The organism is Natronobiforma cellulositropha (assembly GCF_025629245.1).
Lineage (GTDB): Archaea > Halobacteriota > Halobacteria > Halobacteriales > Natrialbaceae > Natronobiforma > Natronobiforma cellulositropha.
The window spans coordinates 1-21,607 of sequence record NZ_JANZXN010000058.1; the positions used below are offsets into that span (position 1 = coordinate 1).

The 21,607-nt window shown below is 67.1% G+C and carries 25 protein-coding genes; 16 read left to right on the plus strand and 9 right to left on the minus strand.

Features of this window, described 5'->3' with window-relative positions; all coding sequences use genetic code 11:
• The first annotated feature begins 652 nt into the window (after window positions 1-652).
• The 5 genes from N0B15_RS16595 (at window position 653) to N0B15_RS16615 (ending at window position 3,717) form a co-directional block, all read left to right on the plus strand.
• Window positions 653-1,273: a hypothetical protein gene (locus tag N0B15_RS16595; RefSeq protein ID WP_425494247.1), complete on the plus strand. Its 621-nt coding sequence runs from the start codon at window positions 653-655 to the stop codon at window positions 1,271-1,273.
• A gap of 72 nt (window positions 1,274-1,345) precedes the next feature.
• A complete protein-coding gene (locus N0B15_RS16600) occupies window positions 1,346-1,822 on the plus strand; it encodes a MaoC family dehydratase (protein WP_263020829.1) in 477 nt (158 codons plus the stop codon).
• Window positions 1,819-2,415 carry a PH domain-containing protein gene (locus N0B15_RS16605; RefSeq protein WP_263020830.1) on the plus strand — a complete coding sequence of 199 codons (597 nt, stop codon included), beginning with the start codon at window positions 1,819-1,821 and terminating at the stop codon, window positions 2,413-2,415. The genes N0B15_RS16600 and N0B15_RS16605 overlap by 4 nt, the downstream gene beginning before the upstream one ends.
• Window positions 2,408-3,019, plus strand: a complete 612-nt coding sequence (locus N0B15_RS16610; RefSeq protein ID WP_263020831.1) for a PH domain-containing protein — start codon at window positions 2,408-2,410, stop codon at window positions 3,017-3,019. The genes N0B15_RS16605 and N0B15_RS16610 overlap by 8 nt, the downstream gene beginning before the upstream one ends.
• 83 nt (window positions 3,020-3,102) lie before the next feature.
• Entirely contained in the window at window positions 3,103-3,717 is a 615-nt protein-coding gene (locus N0B15_RS16615; RefSeq protein ID WP_425494250.1) for a GNAT family N-acetyltransferase, read from the plus strand.
• 23 nt (window positions 3,718-3,740) lie between these two features.
• On the opposite strand, the gene N0B15_RS16620 is transcribed toward N0B15_RS16615, so the two are convergent.
• The 3 genes from N0B15_RS16620 to N0B15_RS16630 all read right to left on the minus strand — a co-directional run bounded on the left by N0B15_RS16620 (window position 3,741) and on the right by N0B15_RS16630 (window position 6,606).
• Window positions 3,741-4,214, minus strand: a complete 474-nt coding sequence (locus N0B15_RS16620) for a cupin domain-containing protein (protein ID WP_263020833.1) — start codon at window positions 4,212-4,214, stop codon at window positions 3,741-3,743.
• Window positions 4,215-4,266: 52 nt separating this feature from the next.
• Window positions 4,267-4,620, minus strand: a complete 354-nt coding sequence (locus tag N0B15_RS16625) for a DUF5658 family protein (RefSeq protein ID WP_263020834.1) — start codon at window positions 4,618-4,620, stop codon at window positions 4,267-4,269.
• Between the two features lie 192 nt (window positions 4,621-4,812).
• Window positions 4,813-6,606, minus strand: a complete 1,794-nt coding sequence (locus tag N0B15_RS16630; RefSeq protein ID WP_263020835.1) for an acyl-CoA carboxylase subunit beta — start codon at window positions 6,604-6,606, stop codon at window positions 4,813-4,815.
• Window positions 6,607-7,344: 738 nt separating this feature from the next.
• On the opposite strand from N0B15_RS16630, the gene N0B15_RS16635 reads away from it, so the two are divergent.
• Window positions 7,345-8,517: a hypothetical protein gene (locus tag N0B15_RS16635; RefSeq protein WP_263020836.1), complete on the plus strand. Its 1,173-nt coding sequence runs from the start codon at window positions 7,345-7,347 to the stop codon at window positions 8,515-8,517.
• Between the two features lie 5 nt (window positions 8,518-8,522).
• Complete coding sequence (locus N0B15_RS16640) at window positions 8,523-8,903, plus strand: DUF8119 family protein (RefSeq protein WP_263020837.1); 381 nt, start codon at window positions 8,523-8,525, stop codon at window positions 8,901-8,903.
• Here the strand turns inward: N0B15_RS16640 and N0B15_RS16645 are convergent.
• The 3 genes from N0B15_RS16645 to N0B15_RS16655 form a co-directional block, all read right to left on the minus strand.
• Complete coding sequence (locus N0B15_RS16645; protein WP_263020838.1) at window positions 8,890-9,780, minus strand: class 1 fructose-bisphosphatase; 891 nt, start codon at window positions 9,778-9,780, stop codon at window positions 8,890-8,892. The genes N0B15_RS16640 and N0B15_RS16645 overlap by 14 nt on opposite strands.
• Window positions 9,777-10,610 carry a class I fructose-bisphosphate aldolase gene (locus N0B15_RS16650; protein WP_263020839.1) on the minus strand — a complete coding sequence of 278 codons (834 nt, stop codon included), beginning with the start codon at window positions 10,608-10,610 and terminating at the stop codon, window positions 9,777-9,779. The genes N0B15_RS16645 and N0B15_RS16650 overlap by 4 nt, the downstream gene beginning before the upstream one ends.
• Before the next feature lie 162 nt (window positions 10,611-10,772).
• Window positions 10,773-11,330, minus strand: a complete 558-nt coding sequence (locus N0B15_RS16655; RefSeq protein WP_425494248.1) for a DUF7409 domain-containing protein — start codon at window positions 11,328-11,330, stop codon at window positions 10,773-10,775.
• 242 nt (window positions 11,331-11,572) lie between these two features.
• On the opposite strand from N0B15_RS16655, the gene N0B15_RS16660 reads away from it, so the two are divergent.
• The 9 genes from N0B15_RS16660 (at window position 11,573) to N0B15_RS16700 (ending at window position 19,376) form a co-directional block, all read left to right on the plus strand.
• Entirely contained in the window at window positions 11,573-12,439 is an 867-nt protein-coding gene (locus N0B15_RS16660) for a 3-hydroxyacyl-CoA dehydrogenase family protein (RefSeq protein WP_263020841.1), read from the plus strand.
• A gap of 74 nt (window positions 12,440-12,513) precedes the next feature.
• Window positions 12,514-13,401 carry a 1,4-dihydroxy-2-naphthoyl-CoA synthase gene (locus tag N0B15_RS16665; RefSeq protein ID WP_263020842.1) on the plus strand — a complete coding sequence of 296 codons (888 nt, stop codon included), beginning with the start codon at window positions 12,514-12,516 and terminating at the stop codon, window positions 13,399-13,401.
• A gap of 210 nt (window positions 13,402-13,611) precedes the next feature.
• The gene (locus tag N0B15_RS16670; RefSeq protein WP_263020843.1) at window positions 13,612-13,959 is read left to right on the plus strand and encodes a TrmB family transcriptional regulator; all 348 of its coding nucleotides are present in this window, start codon (window positions 13,612-13,614) and stop codon (window positions 13,957-13,959) included.
• A complete protein-coding gene (locus N0B15_RS16675; protein WP_263020844.1) occupies window positions 13,956-14,309 on the plus strand; it encodes a type II toxin-antitoxin system PemK/MazF family toxin in 354 nt (117 codons plus the stop codon). Before N0B15_RS16670 ends, N0B15_RS16675 begins: the two co-directional genes overlap by 4 nt.
• Before the next feature lie 56 nt (window positions 14,310-14,365).
• A complete protein-coding gene (locus tag N0B15_RS16680; RefSeq protein ID WP_263020845.1) occupies window positions 14,366-15,304 on the plus strand; it encodes a 1,4-dihydroxy-2-naphthoate polyprenyltransferase in 939 nt (312 codons plus the stop codon).
• Window positions 15,304-16,416 (plus strand): mandelate racemase/muconate lactonizing enzyme family protein, encoded by a 1,113-nt coding sequence (locus N0B15_RS16685; RefSeq protein WP_425494249.1) that lies wholly within the window; start codon window positions 15,304-15,306, stop codon window positions 16,414-16,416. The genes N0B15_RS16680 and N0B15_RS16685 overlap by 1 nt, the downstream gene beginning before the upstream one ends.
• Window positions 16,413-17,999 (plus strand): class I adenylate-forming enzyme family protein, encoded by a 1,587-nt coding sequence (locus tag N0B15_RS16690; RefSeq protein ID WP_263020846.1) that lies wholly within the window; start codon window positions 16,413-16,415, stop codon window positions 17,997-17,999. The genes N0B15_RS16685 and N0B15_RS16690 overlap by 4 nt, the downstream gene beginning before the upstream one ends.
• A gap of 127 nt (window positions 18,000-18,126) precedes the next feature.
• Window positions 18,127-18,885, plus strand: a complete 759-nt coding sequence (locus N0B15_RS16695) for an NRDE family protein (protein ID WP_263020847.1) — start codon at window positions 18,127-18,129, stop codon at window positions 18,883-18,885.
• A gap of 140 nt (window positions 18,886-19,025) precedes the next feature.
• On the plus strand, window positions 19,026-19,376 hold the full coding sequence (locus N0B15_RS16700; RefSeq protein ID WP_263020848.1) for a helix-turn-helix transcriptional regulator: 351 nt from the start codon (window positions 19,026-19,028) through the stop codon (window positions 19,374-19,376).
• 49 nt (window positions 19,377-19,425) lie between these two features.
• On the opposite strand, the gene N0B15_RS16705 is transcribed toward N0B15_RS16700, so the two are convergent.
• The 3 genes from N0B15_RS16705 to gatC form a co-directional block, all read right to left on the minus strand.
• A complete protein-coding gene (locus N0B15_RS16705; protein ID WP_263020849.1) occupies window positions 19,426-19,833 on the minus strand; it encodes a DUF8048 family protein in 408 nt (135 codons plus the stop codon).
• Window positions 19,834-19,934: 101 nt separating this feature from the next.
• Window positions 19,935-21,203 (minus strand): Asp-tRNA(Asn)/Glu-tRNA(Gln) amidotransferase subunit GatA, encoded by a 1,269-nt coding sequence (gene gatA, locus N0B15_RS16710; protein WP_263020850.1) that lies wholly within the window; start codon window positions 21,201-21,203, stop codon window positions 19,935-19,937.
• A 1-nt stretch (window position 21,204) separates the two neighbouring features.
• The gene (gene gatC, locus N0B15_RS16715) at window positions 21,205-21,489 is read right to left on the minus strand and encodes an Asp-tRNA(Asn)/Glu-tRNA(Gln) amidotransferase subunit GatC (RefSeq protein WP_263020851.1); all 285 of its coding nucleotides are present in this window, start codon (window positions 21,487-21,489) and stop codon (window positions 21,205-21,207) included.
• Between the last annotated feature and the right edge of the window lie 118 nt (window positions 21,490-21,607).

Sequence of the window (21,607 nt, forward strand, 5' to 3'; positions counted from 1 at the left end):
TATAGCGAAGAACCGACTGGTTTGCTGGAACAGCAGTCATCTCAGCATGATTGCGGTCAGACTCGACGCAATTTCGGCGTGATCGCCATCTCAGCCAGCCACTAAACTAGAACGGATGGTGGTACAGCACAGAGTTTTCATTGAATCCGATCGTGAAGTGCCGGTTGTTCCAATCGTTGGTGATGGAATATCCTCGACGGTTAGAAGATGGTTTGAATCCGAGAGTGTTTCCGTCGAAGCGGAGTTCTGCTCCGTCTTCCGTGGTGTCTACGTGGATCGATTCAGCGATGGTATTTTCGATGTTGAAAGTATTCACGAGACATTGCTGCTCGCATGTGAATTGTTTCTGCTTAGTTATAAAAGTACCTTCAGGTAGACGTTGATAAGTTACTACCGGTCGTCTTGCGGGTTGTACGGTGTCCCGTACTCTCCCACGAGAACATCCTCTCTCCACTCCCGGAACCGCCAGTAAGCGACGTTCAACGCGATCACCACCACAGGCGTACCTGCAGCAATAATTGTTCAAATCTCCCTCCCTCGAGCACACCCATCGGTTCCTGCCCATGCAAGCACCACTGGCTTGTGTTCGGCAGTGGTGATTTTTGGTGCTATGTGCGCGAACTTCACAGACGACGACGTGGGCAAGACAGTCGTGAACGCGACAGGGGACGAGATTGGGATCGTTTCGGCGGTCGAACACGGGACGGCGCACGTCGAACCCGACCCGGGGATGACGGACACGATCAAAGCCAAACTCGGGTGGGGCGGCCCAGACGAGGAGGCCTACCCGCTTCAGGAGCACGCCGTCGACCACGTGACCGACGACCACGTCCACCTGAAGGCGGACCTCGAGAGCAGCGCCGAGGGTGGGACGACGACTGCTGGCGACAGTCGCACCACGGGCGACACAGACAGGGGCACAGAGATGGGTGACGACACCGGGATGGGCGGTCGCGATATGGGTGACGACAGCGGGATACTCGAGGACGACGACACTGGGATGGGATCGGAGGGCCACGGCCGGCTCGAGGAGGACGACCGGGGGACACACGAGGGCCAGGGCCGGATGGGTGACGACGACAGTGGACTCATCGACGACGATGACGACGACCTGATCGGTGACGATGACGACGACCTGATCGGTGACGATGACGACGGACGCATCCTGGGCGACGATGACGACGACGACCTGATCGGTGACGACGATGATGACGAGGGACTTCTGAGTGACGACGACGATGACGACGACCTGATCGGCGACGACCGTACCTGAACGCCGTCGGCCGTCTTCACCCGGGTCGCGTTCCCGATTCGTTTTTTATTCTTGGCGTGAGTGAACGTAGTCATGGCCGGTCTCTACTACGAGGAGTTCGCCGTCGGTGAGACACTCGAGCATCCGCGTCGGCGGACGATCACCGAGAGCGACAACCAGCGCTTCTGTGATCTGACGATGAACGCCCAGCCGATCCACTTAGACGAGCCGTTCGCCGCCGAAAGCGAGTTCGGCGCTCGAGTGGTCAACGGCCTCTACACGATGTCGCTCGCCGTGGGGCTCTCGATTCCCGAGACGACCGATGGAACGATCGTCGCGAACCTCGGCTACGACGGCGTCGAACACCCGACGCCGGTGTTTCACGGTGATACGATTCGCGCGACCTCGACCGTGACGGAAAAACGCGAGACGAGCGACGGCGAACGTGGCGTCGTCACGATCCACCAGGAGGTGTTCAACCAAGACGACGAGCTGGTGTGTGCGTTCGATCGGACGGTCCTCTCGAGGAAGCGATCGCGCGAGGGCGGCGACACGGGTGGGAGTCGATGAGCGACGCACCCGGCGGCGACACCGCGTCAGAAGACCTCGAGTGGCTCTCGCTCGAGGGCGGTGAGTCGGTCCTCTGGTCCGGCGGGCCGGACCGGCGGACACTGATTCCCACGCTCGTCATCAGCATCCCGCTGGCGATCATCTTGATCGGGTTCGTCATCATGCTCGGAGAGTACCTCCGGGTGACGAACACCCACTACGTGGTCACCGACCGGGCGCTCTACCGCAAGAGCGGCATCCTCTCGCGGGACGTCAAACGCGTCGAATTCGAGAAGGTCCAGAACATCTCCTACAGCCAGAGCGCCTTCGGCGCGCACTTCGGCTACGGTACCGTCGAGATTTCGACGGCGGGCAGCGCGGGCGTCGAACTCGAGTTCGCGTCGGTGCCGGAGCCACGGGCCGTCCACCAGTTGATCAGCGACCGCACCGCCCGCGGCCGCGACGACGAGGGTGGCGACACCGACGACGTCCTCGAAGAGATTCTCCTCGAGTTGCGCGCGATTCGCGATTCCGTCGAGAGCGAGACCGGCACGCGGCCGTCGGGTGGCGACCGCTCGAGCGACCCCACACACCACCTGCGCAGCGATGAGTGACGCGGAGCCTGCTGGGCGGACCGATGGTGGTGGCCGGAGCGACGACAGCGAGGAGGGGCCACCGGTGTGGCTCCCGCTCGCGACGGGCGAGTCGGTTCGCTGGATCGGCGGCCCGAGGATCCAGACGGCCTACCCGTGGCTCGCTCTCGGCGTCGTCGGTGTGCTGGCGGGTGTGCTCGCGCTCGTCGTCGACGGGATACCGATTCTCGCGTCGCTGGTGGCGCTACTCGCCGTCCCGACCGCCGTCTGGGGCTGGCTCGCCGTCGACCGCGTCGCCTTCGTCGTGACGACCGACGCCCTCTACGTCCGCTCCGGCGTCGTCGGGGTGCGCGTCAGGGCGCTCGCACTCGAGCGGGTCCAGAACACCGCGACCCGCCAGCACGCCCTCGCGAGGGCGCTCGGCTACGGCACGATCACCGTCGAGACGGCGGGCGGCGACGAGCCACTCCGCTTCTGGAACGTCGAGCACCCGGGCGAGGTCCGGGCGCTGGTCGACGACCGGGTTTCGCGCGCACAGGGTGAGGCGGTTCCGGGGTCACACGCCCAGTGGGAGGCGGTACTCGAGGACGTGCGTGGCTGGCGGCGTGCGCTCGAGAGGGAGTGACTACACACTCCACGATTGCGAACGTATCACACACCACAGTCAGACCTTTTCACTCCCGGTCCGTCGAGGCTCGTATGCGCGAGCTGTTTCCGCGAGTAATCGAGACCGAGCGCTTGCGCCTCGAGTCGCTCGAGCGCTCGACGGTCGACGTGCTGGACCTCTACGAGATCTGTTCGTCGGACCCCGACATCGACGACGTTACCCGGTTCGTCGAGTGGGAGCCACACCGCCATCCGCGAGAGACGCTCGAGTTCGTCGACGAGATGGTCACCGCGCGCGAGCGAGGCGAGGTCGGGACGTACGTGATTCGGCCGCGCGAAGGCGAAGACGGCGCGGGCGACCTCGCGGGGATGGCTGGCTTCGAGGTCGACTGGGAACGGCAGACGATGACCCTCGGCTGCTGGCTTCGCTCGCGCTTCTGGGGTCGCGGCTACTCGGGCGAGCGCGCCAGGGCGTGTATGAGGCTGGCGTTCGACCGGCTCGACCTCGAGTTGGTGGCCGCGCTCGTGGGCGTCGAGAACGAGGCGTCGATCAGCGCCATCGAGGGGTACACCGGCGCACACGGCGGTGGGCGAGACGGACGGTTACGGAACTGGATCAGACTCGCGGACGGTCCGGTCGACTGCTATCGCTACAGCGTCTCGAGCGCCGAGTGGGAGACCAGTGAGCCGGCGCTCGAGGTTCGCTTCGAGGACTGAGTTGTGTGGGAGAGGTGGGCTACTCACTCCTCGTCCCAGTAGGACGTTCGCCCGTCGATCCGGTAGAATCCGTGGAGGTCTCGGTCGCCGCGCCCGCCCGGCGCTGCGCCGACGAAGACGCCGAACGTCTCGGTGTCGGGGTAGACGGTGACGTCGGGGTCGATCATCGTCGAATGCAGCAGATATCGCAGCGGGACCTCGCCGTCGTTGACGACCTGGTGTGCGCCCGCCTCGCCTGCGGGGATGCTCACGAAGTCGCCGGTCTCGAGCGGGAGGTCACCGTCGGCTGTTCGCAGGTACCCCTCCCCGGCGAGGACGAAGAGTGCCTCTTCGTTCGCCGTGTGGTAGTGATACGGCCAGGAGCGCTTCCCCGGCGGGACTTCGTAGAGACTACTCCCGATCGCACGGCCGTCTTCGGCCAGGCGCTTTCGGCGGAACTCGACGTCGCCGCGCTGAGTCTCCTCCCACTCGAGGTCGTCTGCGTTCGTCGTGTCCATTTGCTGGCATTGGTCGCTGACAGAAAAAAGACGCCGCTTCGGCGTGATCTGTTCACAGCGCCAGCGAGATCATGTAGAGGTTGATGAAGACGGCGGCGAGCCAGGGCAGGGCGAGTCCTGCGGGAACGATGGGGGTGTACTCTTCGGGTAGCAGCGAGCGACAGACGAGCGCGACACCGACCGCACCGGCCTTCAAGACGAGCATGCCAGCCAGGCCGTAGCCTTCGATCGCTCCGCGAGCGATCGGATTTGCCTCCGCGAGACCGATGTGGAGACCCACGAACGTCGTCACCACGTCGCCGACGAGCGAGAGCGCCACCAGCACCCAGAGCGCGCGCTCGAGCTCGCCGACCTCCAGGTCGAACCGGTGTCGGAGACCGAACTCCTGTACGCTATCGGAACTCATAGGGCGCTCTCTCGGAGTCGAACCGAGCGGACGGGGTGTCCACCACGCGAGCGTCGAGCGCGAGTTCCAGCGACGTGGCTATTGTTATGCCACTCGTGAGCCGGACCCCACTGGTGTAGGAACTGCCTACAGCGGACGAGAGCGGAGTAAGGAATCGATTACTGCCGGGGAACCCGGAAATCGGCCGCGGACTCAGAGCACGGTGCCGTGTTTCTTCCGCGGGAGGTCTTTCTCCACGTCGGCGTAGAAGGAAAAGCGCGCGGCGAGTTCCTCGCGGAGACGACTCGGCGCGATCAGTTCGTCGATGACGACCTCGCTCGCCATCCGGTGGATGTCGATGTCCGCGCGGTACTCTTCGCGCAACTCCTCGGCGACGCGGGCGCGCTCGTCCTCGTCGTCGATCTCGGCGAGTTTGCGGGCGTAGACGGCGTTGATCGCTGCCTCGGGACCCATGATACCGATCTCGCCCGAGGGAAGGCCGAGGACGCTCTCGGGGTCGTAGGCGGGACCGCCCATCGCGTAGATGCCCGCGCCGTAGGCCTTGCGCACGACGACGGTCTGCGTCGGCACCGTCGCACTCGAGGTCGCGTAGATCAGCTTCTTGCCCTTCTCCAAGATGCCGTCTCTCTCGACCTGCGAGCCAGCCATGAACCCCGGCGTATCACAGCAGTAGAGGAGTGGCACGTTGAACGCATCGGCGGTCCAGACGAACTCCGCGGCCTTCTCGGCGGCGTCGGGGAAGATCGCGCCCGCGCGGTGTGCTGGCTGGTTCGCCACGACGGCGACCGGCCGCCCGTCGATGCGCGCGAACGCGGTGACGATTTCGGCGCCGTACTCCGGGCGCAACTCGAGCAGCGACCCCTCGTCGACGAGGCGCTCGAGGAGGTCGTGGACGTCGTAGGGTTCGTTCGGGCGGTCGGGAATCACGGCGTCGATGCCGTCGGGTGAGGCGGCGGGTGGGCGGGACTCGCCCATCGGCGGGCGCTCGTCGGCGTTGTCTGGGAGGAAGGTGACGAGGCGGGCGACGAGGTCGCGGGCGTGGTCTTCGTCGCGGGCGACGAGGTCTGCAGAGCCGGATTCGCGGGCGTGGACGGCCGCACCGCCGAGTTCTTGCATGTCGATGCGCTCGCCGGTGACCATCTCGACCATCCGCGGGGAGGCGATGGCCATCGCGGCGGTCCCCTCGACCATGATCGTGAAGTCGGCGAAGACGGGCGTGTAGGCCGCGCCTGCGATACAGGGACCGTAGAGGACGCAGATCTGTGGGACGCGCCCGGAGAGCATCGAGTGGTTGTAGTAGTACTTGCCGATGCCTTCCCGGTTGGCGAAGAAGCCGGTCTGTTCGTCGATCCGGCCGCCGGAGGAGTCCATCAGGTAGAGGACCGGCTTGGCGCTCTTCAGCGCCCGCTGCTGGAGTCTGAGGAACTTCTCGACGCCGCGTTCGGCCATCGACCCGGCCTTGACGGTGAAGTCGTTGGCCATCACGTGCACGTCTCTGCCCTCGAAGGTCGCCGCCCCGGTCACCATGCCGTCGGCGGGGAGGCGATCACCCTCGTCCGCTCCCTCGGACGCCGCCCCGTCGGGGTGCCAGGCGTCGAAGTTCGCGAACGTCCCGTCTTCGAAGTGGATGCCGTCGCCGTCGGCGCTCTCCGCACCGAACCAGAGCGCGAGGCGGTCCCTGACGAATAACTTTCCCGCAGCCTCCTGGCGCTCGCGGTACTCCTCGGGCCCGCCGCGGCGAATGTCCGCGATCTCTTCGCGCAGGGTTCGCTCGCGGGCCGTCGGGCCGCGGTCGTCGTCCTGGGGCGGTCCTCTCGAGTGCGACTCACCCCCATCTGCGTCACGCGGGCCGCCTTCACGCGTGGCTGTGGGTTCGTCCGCAGGGCCGACGAACACCGAAACCGGCCGCTCGAGGTGTTCTGCGAGGGCGGTGGCGATGGCGGCGGCCTCCTCTTCGGTCGCGTCGGCGGCGATCCTGACGTCCATAGTGGGTGTGTGATGGGGCGCGGGGTGACCTCCTCCCTGGCGTAAACGCCGGGGCTTCCCACAAGCGAAGGCTTGCAGAGTTGGGAGAGTTATGGTTTACCACCCGACGGGGTGCTGGCCGGGCCACACGGCCGTTACTCCTATCCTGCAACGGATTCGGAGTTATCTGGCTTGTTTTCCGTCGGTATCCTCGCCTATCATGCGGGGGATACCCGCGAGAGTCGGGTCGGAACTCCGATATTGTCGATTGTCTCAGCACAGGCGCGGACGTGCCGCGTCGGTCAGCACCCAATACAGCCACCGAACACGTAAATCATTCGTACGGCGATTCACGCCCCTCGTAAACGACGGGATTCTCTCGCCTAAAGAAGATAGCCGTTTTCCGCGGTCGCGTCGCTCTCGAGTGAGTACTGTGGTGTGTCGTATCGTCGAAAGCGCGGTGGAAGACTGCCGCCAGCCACCGCGAAAGCAGGTTGAGGAGGGTCCACAGAGACGCGGGGACGTCGCGTGGGAGTGAGTCGTGCCTCCGTGGTCACCAGCACGGAGACAACTGAACCTGTGTACCCGGTGGTGAGAAGCGTCCGGGTTAACTCGGCCACGTCTTAAGTACTCGAGCGCTCGAGTGCTGTTCGCCGACCCAACGGTCGAGTAAGGGCGGCTAGTGTGGCCGACGGGGTCGCTGTACGTGAAGATTAGCTAACGTGGTGTCGCGCGTACGTACGGGTCTCTACTGGCACCATGGGAAGCGAACGTGAGCGTCTCGTCCATCGGTTGGCCACCCTTCGCGAGCGACTCGCAGGCGGGATGGATCGTCGCGACTTCCTCCGGACGGTCGCGGCGTCGGGCTACGGGTTCGGCATGGCGCACCTCCTCGGCGTCGAGGACTTTCTGGGGGTCGACGACGGCGAGGTTCCGGTCGTCACCGCACTCGTCCGAACCGACCCGGACGATCCGTGGTCGCTCACCGAACGGACGACGGCGGTGCCGGCCGACTGGTACGCACGTGTCTCGCGGGCGTTCGCCCTCCACGAACGCCTCGCTCGCGTCGGCGTCACGGGCTATCTGGCCAGTGCCGTGACGCCCGGGTCCTACGACCGCGCAACCGCGACCATCTCCGTCGAGGTGTCGGCCGAGGACCTCGATCAGGTACACGCCACACTCAGACGGCTGTTCGGCGACTTCTCCTTCGACGTCGCGGCGATCGAAGACGACATCGAGGAACTCGACGACGGGCGCGGCGGCTACGACCCTCGCTTCGCCAGGAACGTCGCCGACGGGCGCGTTCCCGGCGGCGTCCAGTGTGAGACCGAGACCGGCTTCGCGACGCTCGCACCGGCGCTCTATCAGCCCACGGAGCAGCGAGCGTACTTCGCGACGGCCGAACACGCCTACGGCGGCGCGGTCTCGAGTTCCTCGTCGCTCGCGCTCTCGCTCGAGCACGCGCGGCCGCTCGAACTCGGCACCGTCCGTCACGCCCACCGCGTCGCGGACGTCGTCGCCGTCGAACCGGCCGGGGTAGTCGAACCGGCCAGCGAGATTCAGGACGCAACCCCCTCGAGAGTGGTCGGACAGTTCACCCGGTTCGGTCTCGCGGACCTGGCCGCCCGCGGCGTCCCGCTCGAGAAGATGGGGTCACAGACCGGCCACTCGACGGGGCAGATCAGCGGCATCGATGCTGTCACGTGTTTCACCGACCGGTTCTGCCGGCGCGGCCAGCTACGGTGGGGGGACGAACGCGACCTGACAGACGGTGACAGCGGCTCCGTCGCCTACTGTCCGGACCCGGAAGCGCCCGACGAGGGGCTGTTGGTCGCGGGATTCAACAACGCCCGAACCTGGTGGCCCGGCCAGAACTTCGTCTGGGGAATTGCGGCGTATCACCTCACGAACGAGTACGGCTATCACTTCTGACTCGAATGGGACCACCGAACCACGAACGTCGACGGTACGGCCGACACGACTCGAGCGGGGGCGAGGAGTACGGCGACAGCACGGAGGTGGTGACGGCGGCCGAGGCTGCAGGCGACGGCCCGGCCGACCGAGGTCGTGAGTCCGACAGCCGACGGCCCGAGTCCGATAGCCGCCGGGGCGAACCGGCCGAGAGGGGGGCGAGCCGGCTCCGACGCACCGGGCGGTTCGTCCGACGAGTCGCCACCGACCTGGTCGCGGTCGGGCTGTGGGTCGCCGTCCTCACCTGGCTCTTCCTCGCGAGGACGTGGCCGCGAGCGCTGTTCTACGTGCTCTTGCTCGTCGGCATTCTCGTCTACGTCCGGTGGACGGCGTCTAGGCGAGCGTAGACTCGACCTCGTCGATCAACTCGTCGGTGCCGACGTAGACCGGCGTCCGCTGGTGGAGTTCGGTTGGCTCGACTGCGAGCAACGAGCGCTCGCCGTCGGTACTCGCGCCGCCTGCACGTTCGATCACGTAGCCGATCGGATTCGCCTCGAACTGGACGCGGAGCTTTCCTTCGGGTCTCGAGCGCAGGCCGGGGTAGGCGAACAGGCCGCCGTAGGTGAGAACCTGGTTGACGTCGGCGACCATCGCGCCGCCGTAGCGGCGCTTGAGCCGGGATTCGACGTCACGGACGACGGCGCGAACGTCCGCAGGCCAGTCGGGGACGCGCCCGCCGACGCCGTAGACGGTCGGCTCTGCGGGGAGACGGACGTCTTCGCGGAGCAGTCGCGCCCCACCGTCGACGAGTTCGTACTCGGAGACGCCCGACTCGGTGGCGAGCACCATCGTCGTCACGGGTCCGTAACAGACGTAGGCGGCGGCGACCAGGTCGCGCCCTCGAGCGGGCAGCGGGGCGTCGTAGACGCCGACGACCGTTCCGACGGGATTGTTCGAAGCGAGGTTCGACGAGCCGTCGAGCGGGTCGACGGCGACCGAGAGACCGCGCGCGTCCGAACCGCCGCCACAGGAGACGACGTCGCCGCGTTCTTCGCTGGCGTACTCGCCGACGCCGTCGATCGCCGTCAGCCGCCTCTCGAGGAGGTCGTCGGCCCAGACGTCGGCCTCGAGCTGGTGCTCGCCACTCGGGTTCTCCTCGTCGGCGCGGCCACGCCGACCGACGAGTCCTGAGCGGATCGTGACGGCACTCGCACAGACCGCCTCGACGATCGCATCCAGCGGGTGCTCGAGACCGCCGTCGAACGCTCGCATCGCTCCGCTCATCCCTCGACCGGGGCGTCGGGACGGTCGTCAGCGGCCGTACTCGCCGTCTCGAGTGCGGTCGCCGCGGGCTGTTCGTCGTAGATGACCGACTCGAGGGCGTCGAGGATGTGCCCCGGGTCGTCGCGCTGCCAGACGTTTCGGCCGACGGCGAGCCCGCAACAGCCTGCACGGGTCGCCGATTCGACCGTCGAGAGGAACGCCTCGTCGCCCTGTTTCGAGCCGCCGCTCATGACGACCTTCATGTCGCCTGCGGCCCGGCAGGCGTGGGCCATCGCCTCGGGAGAGCCGGGATATTTCACCTTCGCGATGTCCGCGCCGAGTTCGAGGGCGATGCGGGTGGCGTAGGCGATCGTTCCCGGCTTGGTGTCGTTCTTGAGTCCCTGCCCGCGCGGGTAGGACCACAGGACGACGGGAATGTCGTACTCGCGGGCTCGCTCCTGGACCTCGCGGAACTCCTCGAACATCTCGACTTCGTGGTTCGACCCGCTGTAGATCGTGAAGCCGACGGCGTCGGCACCGAGTTCGACGGCGTAGTCGACCGAGCAGTTGACCGGACTGTCGGGTTCGCCCATCCAGAGGTTCGAGGTGCCGTTGAGTTTGACGAGTAAGTTGACCTCGTCTTCGTAACTCGGGTAGTAGCCCTCGGCGATCCCCTTCTGGACGGCCATCGCGGTGACGGCGTCGTGCGTCGCCGTCTCGAAGACGGTCGCCGGGTCGAGACGCTCCGGGACCGACTCGAAGTCGACCGGACCGTGTTCTAAGCCGTGGTCCATGGCGAGAATCACTGCCTTGCCGTCGCGGACGATCGGGGAGTCGTCGATTGGAAGCATCCGGTCGACCCTCCAACAGCGGGCTACTTATTTGTGCCGTTCCTACCAGATGAACAATACTTCCTCGAGTAGTAAATCCCTCGATCTGGTGGGCACAACAGTCCGTTTCTCTCGTGTGACTGGATTCTGAAACCGAGTACGTATTATATTTTAGAGCGCTCGTCAGTCGCCCACGAGTTCTCTCGCGTTGTGCCGCCAGGTCCGCACGTGGAGGACGTTCAACTCGAGGACGGCGGCGACCTCTCCGGCGTGGACCGTCGCGAGTCGCTCGGCGGAGTTGATGCCCGCCTCGCGGAGGCGTTCGGCGTTCTCGGGGCTGACGCCCGTCACGGCCGTCAGCGGCGTCGGCCGGGGCCAGGGCCGTTCGACAGTCTCCTCGCGTTCGGTCTCGGTCGCACGCGTACGGGCGCTCTCGAACGCCTGCCAGTCCTCGTCGGCGCTGGCGGCGACCCACGCGCGTTCGGCCTCGCCCAACCCCCGGACCTCGCTCGAGCGCCGGTCTAAGTCGCCGTCGGTCTCGAACGACCACGGGAGCGAGAACCGACGGCGGAGCGCGTCCGCAACCGCGTCGTCGACACCGGCGTCGAGCAACATCCGGTAGGAGGTGCGTTTGGCGGCGACGGCCGTCGGATCGACGCACGCCTCCTCGAGCGCCTCGCGTTCGCGCTCGTCGATCCTGGCACCCGACCCTGTTTCTTCGACGACATCTTCCTTGCTCACACCACTCACCGAGTTAGTTGTACCTCTAACTCCGCCGTCTTGAACGTTCCCCCTCGAGAGACTGTCGGTGACGACGGCTACCCGCTCGCGTCCGACCCGAGTCGCCCCTCGAGAGAACCGACGACGAGGGTGCTTGCGCGTCCGCCCACCTCGCCAGCGTGGGCCGGTTGACCGACGGGGTGTCAGACCACCACATACAGCACGGCCCTACACTTACCACGACTCCTGACGAACCCCTGGCTATGAGCACACTCCGTACCGGCGCGGACGTGACGCGCGTCGGCGTCGTCGGCGCGGGCACCATGGGCGCGGGCATCGCACAGGTCGCCGCCACGGCCGGCTTCGAGGTAACCGTCCACGACGTCGAGGAGGCGTTCCTCGAGCGCGGCTTCGAGACGATCGACGACAGCCTCGAGCGATTGGCCGCACGCGACCGACTCGAGGTGACCCCCGACGAGGTCCGGGACCGACTCGAGGGGACGACCGACCTCGCGGACCTGGCCGACTGCGACCTGGTGGTCGAGGCGGTGGTCGAGGACCTCTCGGTCAAACGCGAGGTGTTCGAGCGCCTCGACGGACTCGTCGGCGCGGACGTCCTCCTCGGGACGAACACGAGCACGCTCTCGATCACCTCGATTGCGGCGGCGACGGAGACGCCCGAACGCGTCGTCGGTGTCCACTTCATGAACCCCGTCCCGCTCATGGAGGGCGTCGAACTCGTCGTCGGCGAACACACGAGCGAGGCGGCGGTGCGCGGGGCCGACGCGTTCGCGGAGGCGCTCGGCAAGACGACCTGGGAGAGCGACGACAAGCCGGGCTTCGTCACGAACCGCATCCTCATGCCCTGGCTCAACGAGGGCATCCGCGCCTACGACGAGGGCGTGGCGAGTCGCGAGGACATCGACCGCGGGATGGAACTCGGGACCAACGTCCCGATGGGACCGCTCAGGCTGGCCGATCACATCGGTCTCGACGTCTGTCTCCACGCCTCGGAGACGCTGGCGCGTGAACTCGGCGACCGCTACACCCCCGCCTACTTGCTCCGGCGGAAAGTCGAGGCGGGCGACCTCGGCGTCAAGAGCGGCGCGGGCTTCTACGAGTACGACTGAGCGGACTCGAGCGACACCAACGGGACCACTCCGTCACGGGAACCTATTTGACGCCGACACACCGACCTCGAGACATGGTCTCTGAGCTGTTCGACGAGACGCGCTGGGAACCGGTCGACGGTTTCGACGCCGAAGACGTCACCTACCACCGGGCGGTCGACTCCGGCACCGTCCGCATCGCCTTCGACCGCCCCGCCGTCCGCAACGCCTTCCGGCCCCGGACGGTCGACGAACTGTACGACGCGCTCGCCCACGCCAAGCGCCAGACCGACGTCGGCTGTGTGCTCCTGACGGGCAACGGCCCATCACCCAAAGACGGCGGCTGGGCGTTCTGCTCCGGCGGCGATCAGACGATCCGCGGCGACGACGGCTACGAGTACGACGGCGACGAGGCGAACGCCTCGGAGGCGGGCCGCCTCCACATTCTCGAGGTCCAGCGCCTCATCCGTCACATTCCGAAGGTCGTCGTCTGCGTCGTCCCCGGCTGGGCCGTCGGCGGCGGCCACTCGCTGCACGTCGTCTGTGACCTCACCCTCGCGAGCGAAGCGCACGCGAAATTCCTCCAGACCGACCCCGACGTCGCGAGCTACGACGCGGGCTTCGGCTCGGCCTACCTCGCCCGCCAGATCGGCCAGAAGAAGGCTCGAGAGGTGTTCTTCCTCGGGAAGACCTACAGCGCGAAGGACGCCGCCGAGATGGGGATGGTCAACGAAGTCGTCCCGCACGAGGAGTTAGAGGAGACGGCCCTCGAGTGGGGCGAGCGGATCAACTCGAAGAGTCCGACGGCGATGCGGATGCTGAAGTACGGCTTCAACATGGCCGACGACGGCTTCGTCGGCCAGCAGGTGTTCGCGGGCGAGGCGACCCGTCTGGGCTACATGACCGACGAGGCCAGAGAGGGCAGAGACGCCTTCGTCGAGAAGCGCGACCCGGACTTCTCCGAGTACCCCTGGCACTACTGACGCGACGAGCGGGGGACACGTCGGGCGAGCCATAGCCCGCGGCGTATCGAGGACACGGAGGGTGCGTCGTACGTGCAGACACTGTATGCTACCTCACACATTTCGTACACCATAGACCATACGTTGCATACATCATACACTGTGCATTACGTACACCATACACCGTACAATTATACCGCGTGAGGTGGTATCTCCAGCGAGGTGACCAGGATGCCGATCAGTATCGACTCGTTCGACGAATACGACGCACCGGAACAGAGCGGAACGAACGCCGAGAAGATCGTTCGGTTTCTCGCCGAAAACCAAGACAAAGCGTTCAAGGCGACCGAAATCGCCGCCGCAACTGGCGTCAACGAGAACTCGGTACCGCCGGTTCTCACCCGGCTTCGGTCGCGCAATCTCGTCCGACACAAAGAGCCATACTGGGCGATCGGCGATCCAGCGCACGTTCGAGAGGCGTTCGCTCTGCAGTCGACGACGGCGGTTCTCGACGAGCGTCTCGGAGACGAAGACCGTGCGCAGTGGCTCGAGGCAGGGGCGGAGAGCACGGACCAGTGACGGAGCCAGTCCCACTGTTCGACGAACTCGAGCGGGGCCACGTCGTGCTGGCGTCGGACCCGTTCAAGGCTGCTGACGAGGCGACGCGGCCGTGGCTCGTCGTCAACAACGAGCACCATCCATTCGACGGCGAACAGTACATCGTGATGGGGCTGACGACGCAGACGTGGTACGAACACCGCATCCCACTCGAGGAGGACGATTATTGCCACCGTCGAGCCCCGAGAACGAGTTCGATCGTCCCGCACGCACTCGCCTCACTTCACCCCGACTTCGTCACCGACTACGTCTGTCGCATTCGAACCGAACCGATCGATGCGGCCGTCGAGGTACTCCTCGACTACCTGTGAGTCGGCCACGCCCGAGATGCCAACGTTAACACTCTCTCGAGTGGGACACTCGAGCAATGAGTACCAGCACGGTCGAGGTCTCCCAGGCGAGGGCGTGGGTGATGGCCGCCCGTCCGCAGACGCTGCCCGCAGCGGCCGCGCCGGTCGTCGTCGGGACGGCGCTCGCGTTCTCCGAGGGGGTGTTCGCGCCGCTGCCAGCGCTGATGGCGTTCGTGGGAGCGGCGCTGATCCAGGTGGGGACGAACTTCGCGAACGACTACTACGACGCGAAGAAGGGCGCGGACACCGACGACCGCGAGGGATTCACCCGGGTCACCCAGGCGGGGATCATCGCGCCCGAGCGCGTCAAGCGCGCGACGGTGGTGACCTTTGGACTCGCCATCGTCTCGGGCACCTATCTCGTCTACGTCGGCGGGCTGCCCATCCTGGTGATCGGTCTGGTGAGCGTGCTGTGCGGGTGGGCTTACACCGGCGGACCCTACCCGCTGGGCTACCACGGTCTGGGTGATCTCTTCGTCTTCGTCTTCTTCGGCATCGTCGCCGTGATGGGCACCTTCTACGTCCAGGCGGCCGCACAGGTCGAGCCGCTCACGACGACGATTCCGCCGGGAACGGTCACCCCCGAGGCGTTCGTCGCGAGCCTCCCCATCGCCGCGCTGGCGACGGCTATCCTCGTCGTGAACAACGTCCGCGACCGCGAGACCGACGCCGAGACGGGCAAACGCACCCTCGCGGTGCGACTCGGCTACCGCGCGAGCAGGCTCGAGTTCCTGACCTTACTCACACTGGCCTACGCGGTGCCGCCCTGGTTCCTGCTGGTCTGGGACTTCTCCCCCACAGTTCTCCTCCCGCTGCTCACCCTGCCCTACGCGGCGCTCGTCGCGAAGACCGTCCTGACGCGGACCGACGGCGAGGCGCTCAACCCCGCGCTCGAGCAGACCGGAAAGCTGCTGGCGGCCTACGCGCTCGCCTTCGCGCTCGGGGTGGTGCTCTGATGGGCCGTGACCACGACTGTCACCCGGAACGCGAGGAGATGGACGCGCCGCTCGAGGTCGCCTATCGGCGCTTCTCGCTCCCGCTCCGCCAGCCACTCGAGACGGCCCACGGGACGATCGACTCGCGAGAGGGGTTTCTCGTCCGCATCACGGACGGGACGGCGGTCGGCTACGGCGAGGCGACGCCGCTTCCCGGCTGGACGGAGTCGCTCGAGGCGTGTGAACGCGCACTCGAGCGCGCGGAGCGAGCACTCGCCGACGTAGACGACGGGGCGACCCGCGAGGACGGCGTCCGCGCGCTGGTCGAGGCGGTCGACGAGACCTCGGCCGCCCGGTGTGGTCTCTCGCTCGCGATTCTCGACCTCGAGGCGGTTCGGTCCTCGTGGCCGCTGTACCAACAACTCGGCGCGGACGAACGCGTCGCACGGGTCCCCGCGAACGCGACCGTCGGGGATGGCTCGCCCGAAGAGACGGCTGCCGCGGCGACGGCCGCGGTCGGCCGTGGGTTCTCCGTCTGTAAGCTCAAAGCGGGCGTCCGCAGCGTCGAGGCGGACCTCGAGCGGGTCCGAGCGGTCCGAACCGCCGTCGGCCCGGACGTGGAGGTACGCGTCGACGCCAACGGCGCGTGGACGTACGAGGAGGCCGAACGCGCCGTCGAGGGATTCGCCGAGGCTGACGTCTCGGTCGTCGAACAGCCGCTTCCCGCGGAGGCGCTCGAGGGTCACGCCGAGTTGCGCGGGCGCGGCGTCGCCATCGCGCTCGACGAGGGGGTGCTCTCACACGGCATCGACGCGATCTGTAACGCCCAGTGTGCCGACGCCGTCGTCGTGAAGCCGATGGCACTCGGCGGGATCGACGTCGGTCTCGAACTCGCGATGTGGGCGCGCGAACTCGGTGTCGAACCGATCGTGACGACGACCATCGACGGCGTCGTCGCCCGGACGGGGACGGTCCACCTCGCGGCGGCGATTCCCGAGGTCACCGCCTGTGGCATCGCGACCGCCGACCTGCTGGCCTCGGACCTCGGCCGCGACCCCGTCCCGTTCGAACGCGGTGCGGCGGTCGTCCCCCAGACCAAAGGCAGCGGCGTCTCGGGAGTGTGGGAGGCGTGAGCGGGGGACCCGCCGGCTCGTTCGAGTGGCCGACGACGGATCTGCTCACCCACCGCGCGCAGACCACCCCCGAGCGGACGGCGCTCGTCGACGCCGACACCGGCGAGACGTGGACCTACCGCGACTTCGACGCCCTCGCGTGGCAACTCGCCGACGCGTTCGAGGCGACGCGGACGCGTCCCGCATCCGATCCAACCGGTGACGACACCCCGTCCCGCATCGCCGTGCTCCTCGAGACGCGCGTCGAGTACGCCGCCTCGCTCTTCGCCGGCGAGCGCTGTGGTCTCGAGACCGTCCTCCTCCACACCCGCGAGACGGCCGCCGAACTCCGGGCGAAACTCGAGCGGACGAGCCCCGAACTGCTCGTCTGCGGGACCGAGACGGAGGCGCTGGCGCTCGAGGTTGCGCCCTGTCCGATCCTCTCGCTCGACGCCCCGGTGAGCGACGAGGTCCACGGCCTGTCTTCTGTTGGCGGCGAAGACCGTCCGTCCGGCCGCCGTAACCCGCCCGAAGTCGACCTCGACCGATCGCATCTCGTCGTCTTCACCTCGGGGACCTCGAGCGAGCCGAAAGGGGTCCGACTCACGCCGCGGAACCTGCTCGCGAGCGCGAGCGCGTCGGCGCTCCGTCTGGGCGTGCTCCCCGGCGACCGGTGGCTCAGCCCCCTGCCGATGTACCACGTCGGTGGCCTCGCGCCGGTCGTCCGCTCGACGCTCTACGGGACGACGGCGGTGATCCAGCGCGAGTTCGACCCTGTGGAGACCGCGCGGGCGCTCGCCCGAACCGACTGCACCGGCGTCTCGCTCGTGCCGACGATGCTCGAGCGCCTGCTCGAGACCGGCTGGGAACCCGAACCCCCGCTCCGGTTCGTCCTCCTCGGTGGTGCGCCCGCCTCGGTGGACGTGCTCGAGCGCGCGCTCGAGGCGGGCGTCCCCGTCCACCCGACGTTCGGAATGACCGAGACGGCCTCGCAGGTAGCGACCGCAACGCCGGCGCAGGTGGCCGAGACGCCGGGCACGGTGGGCCAGCCACTCGTCTGTACGACCGTCTCGATCCTCGCCGAACGGAGGGATGGCTACGCACCCGTCGGCCCGGGTGAGCGCGGCGAACTCGTGGTGTCGGGACCGACGGTCACGCCGGGCTACCTCGACGACGAGGTGACCGACGCGGCGTTCAGCGAGTGGGGCTTTCACACCGGCGACGTCGGCTACCGCGACGAGCACGGACGCCTCTGGATGTGCGGGCGGCGAACCGACCGGATCGTCACCGGCGGCGAGAACGTCGACCCCGACGAGGTCGCGGCCGTACTCGAGTCTCACCCACAGGTTCGGTCGGCCGCCGTCGTCGGCCTCGCAGATCCGGAGTGGGGTGAGCGCGTCGGCGCGCTGCTCGTCACCGGTGCGAGCGAGGGGCCGTCGACCGGGCACGTTCTCGAGCACTGCCGTGAGCGCCTCGCGGGGTTCAAGTGTCCGAAGACGGTCGGGTTCGCCAGCGAGGTGCCGCGGACGCACTCGGGGACGGTCGACCGCGAGGCGGTTCGCACTCGGCTCGAGTCGGCGGGTGAACCCGTCGGCGACGAGTAACGACAGCGCGGTGACTTATAGGGTCGGTTGTACCGATGTACCGACCGATCGCAGGCGGTGGATCGCGGTCGAGGGCGCAATGGCGGACAACCGACCCTATATCCGTCCAGCGGGCGACTGTGCCGGTGTGTGCACGCTCGCTCTCGCCTGGCAGGTCTTCCCCGAGACACCGGTCGTCGTCGGTGCGAACCGCGACGAATCGCTCGAGCGCCCCTCCGAGCCACCGGCGGTGTACCGAACGTCCCCGCGCGTGATTGCCCCGAGCGACGCCCGCGCGGGCGGGACCTGGATCGGCGTGAACGAGTCTGGTCTCTTCGTCGGTATTACGAACTTCTGGACCGACGCGGACCTCGCCGGTGAGCGCTCGCGGGGGTTGCTCGTCGGGGACGCCCTCTCGAGTCGCTCCGCAGACGAGGCGCTCGAGACGGTCACGGCGACGACGAGCGCGTTCGAGTACGAGGGGTTCGTGCTCGTGCTCGCCGACGCGACGGACGCTTACGCGCTGGTCTGGGACGGCACGCTCGAGCGGACGGCGTTCGACCCGGGCGTACACGTGGTCGTCAACGTCGGCTTCGACGACCGGTTCTCGGTGCCGTCGGCTCGCGCGGAGGTGGCCCGGGCCCAGGCCGAGAACGCGAGGCGTGTGCGAAATGCACTCACCGGGGCGGCCGATACCGTCCGGGAGTCGGGCGGCGGGAGTGACGCGTGGCTCGAGCGGGCGGCGAGCGTCCTCGGCGATCACGACTACGGCGTCTGTGTCCACGGCGACGGCTTCGGGACGCGTTCGTCGTCGCTGCTCGCCGTCGGCACCGAGACGACGTACGCCTTCGCGGACGGGCCACCGTGTCGGACGCCGTACGAGTTCGTCGACGTCGGTCCGTTGTGACAGCCGTCGACAGTCGGTGGGGCGCGTGTCGACGCCCGTGGCCGGACGGCGAAAGGCACATTTATGCGCAACGCGGTACCATACGGACGTATGGACGCAGGTATGGCGCGAGCGCTGGGTACGGATCGATGGTGGTCGCCGTGAGTGTAGCCGAGGCCGAAGCGGGGCTCTCGGACGACGAGTACGCCGGACTCGAACTCGTCCGCGAGACGGGCGGTATCCACCAGAGCGACTTCTGGAAGGAACTCGACGTCTCCTCGAGGAAGGGGAGTCGTATCGTCGAGTCGCTCGTCGAGAAGAACCTGGTCGAGCGCGAAGAGACCGTCTACGACGGGCACAACACCTACCACATCACGCCGACCGCTCGCGACCTCGATTTCACGCTGTTGATGGCCGGTGACATGCTCTCGCCGTTCATCGGCGAAGAAGAAGTCGACCCGAACAGCGACGCCTTCTCGCAGTGGATCATGAACCTGGCGTACCAGGAGTAAGACGCGGGCGGGTTCGGGACGGTTTTACTGGCAGTACGTCTGTGAGGAGCTACGCGCTTCGGCGTTCGACGAGGACGAACGGATCGCGTTCGCGATTGTAGTACGGAACGTCGCCGTCGATGGCCTCGATGAGCCGTCGGTGGACCTCGCGGGCGGCCCGCCCCTCGTCCGGCTTCAGGTGGTGTAGTCCGCGCATGTCGTGCCAGAAGTCCCCATCGAGCCAGAGGAGCGTCTCGTCGTTCGACTGGTAGACGATCTCTCCCTGGTCTGTGAGTCCATCGAGGGCGAGCTGTCGACCCGACAGCTGTGCGCGGGCGAGGACGGCGACGAGCTGGCGTCTCGAGACGGGTGCGTGGAGGGCGACGTCGTCGATGGTCTCGCCGAAGTACTCCTCGACGAGGTCACACGCGCGCGTGAACTCGTCGAATTCGACCGTGTGGTTCTGTGCAATCTTCATTGGAATCGTACTCACTCTCCGGTGACAGTCTCCGATTACTCAGCGCTACGACTTCTCAATATATATAGTTGTGTGTAATTGACAGTCGCGGGGCCTGACGCTCAGAGCGCACTCGCCGTGCGAACAATCCGCCGTTCGCCGAACGCCGGACCGATGAACTGCACCCCGACCGGGAGTCCGTTCGTCTCGCCGGCGGGCACGGAGATGGCGGGGAGGTTCGCCAGATTGACCGGAACGGTGTTGGCGTCGGCGAGGTAGAGTTGTAACGGATCGTCGAGACTCTCGCCGAGTTCGAACGGCGGGACGGGCATCGTCGGCGAGGCGAGGACGTCCACCTCGTCGAACGCCTCGTCGAAGTCCCGGGTGACCCACGCACGGGCGTCCTGTGCCTTCTTGTAGTACTTGTCGTGGTAGCCAGCCGAGAGCGCGTAGGTGCCCAGGAGGATGCGGCGTTTGACCTCGTCGCCGAAGCCCTCCGCGCGGGTCCGGCCGAACGCGTCGTTCCAGTTGCCGCCCGCGTCGCTCGAGTGGCCGTAGCGGACGCCGTCGAAGCGTGCGAGGTTCGAGGAGGCTTCGGACATCGCGATCACGTAGTAGGCGGAGACGGCGTGGCCGACCGAGGGGAGGCAGACCTCGCGGGTAGTCGCGCCCGCGCTCTCGAGCGTCTCGACCGTCTCCTCGAAGGCGTCGATGACGCCCTGGTCGGCACCCTCTAGCAGTTCGGTGGGGATGCCGACCGAGAGACCGTCGACGTCGCCGTCGGCGGCGTCGGCGTAGGTTCCCTCGCCGTCGGGTGCCTCGCGCGTGGTCGCGTCGCGCTCGTCGGGACCGGCGATCACGTCGAGCAGCGCGGCGGCGTCCTCGACCGTCTGCGCGAACGGGCCGATCTGCTCGAGGCTGTTGCCGTAGGCGACGAGACCGTAGCGGGAGACGAGACCGTAGGTTGGCTTGATGCCGACGACGCCGCAGAAGGCGGCGGGACAGCGGATCGAGCCGCCGGTGTCGGAGCCGAGCGCGAGGTCGGCCTCGCCGGCGGCGACGGCGGCGGCGGAGCCACCCGAGGAGCCACCGGGGACGTGGCCGGGGGCGGCGGGGTTGTCCGTCGAACCGAAGTGGGAGGTCTCGGTCGTCGTCCCCATGCCGAACTCGTCCATGTTGGTCTTGCCGACGATGGTCGCACCGGCCGCCTTGAGGCGCTCGACGACCGTCGCGTCGTACGGTGGAACGTACTCGGCGAGCATCTTCGACCCGCAGGTCGTGCGGACGCCCGCCGTCGAGATGTTGTCCTTGACGGCGACCGTCCGACCCGAGAGTGGTCCCTCGTCGGTCCCCTCGAGTTCCGTCTCGGTGATGAAGGCGTTTACCGACATCTCAGGAGACGTTCGGGCCCTTGAAGAACCCGTCTTCGGTGTCGGCGGCGTTCTCGAGTGCGGCGTCGGTCTCGAGGCACTCGCGTGGTTCGTCGGGACGCATCACGTTCGTCAGGTCGGCGTCGTGGTCGACTTCCGGGACCTCGTCGAGTCGCTCGAAGTAGGTGAGGATGTCCTCGAACTGCTCGGCGAATCGGCCGACTTCGTCGTCTGCGAGGTCGACCCGGGCGAGTGATGCGACGTGGCGCACCTCCTCGGCGTCGACCGCTGTCGTCCGCTCAGTCATGCCCGAACGCACTCACTTGCCGGGAGTAAGGGTTTCGATGTGGGTGTGAGTCGTCTCGAGCGCCGGCGACCACTCGTGCTGGTGTGGCTGTCGGTTGAGACGTGATTTCAGTGAGTTC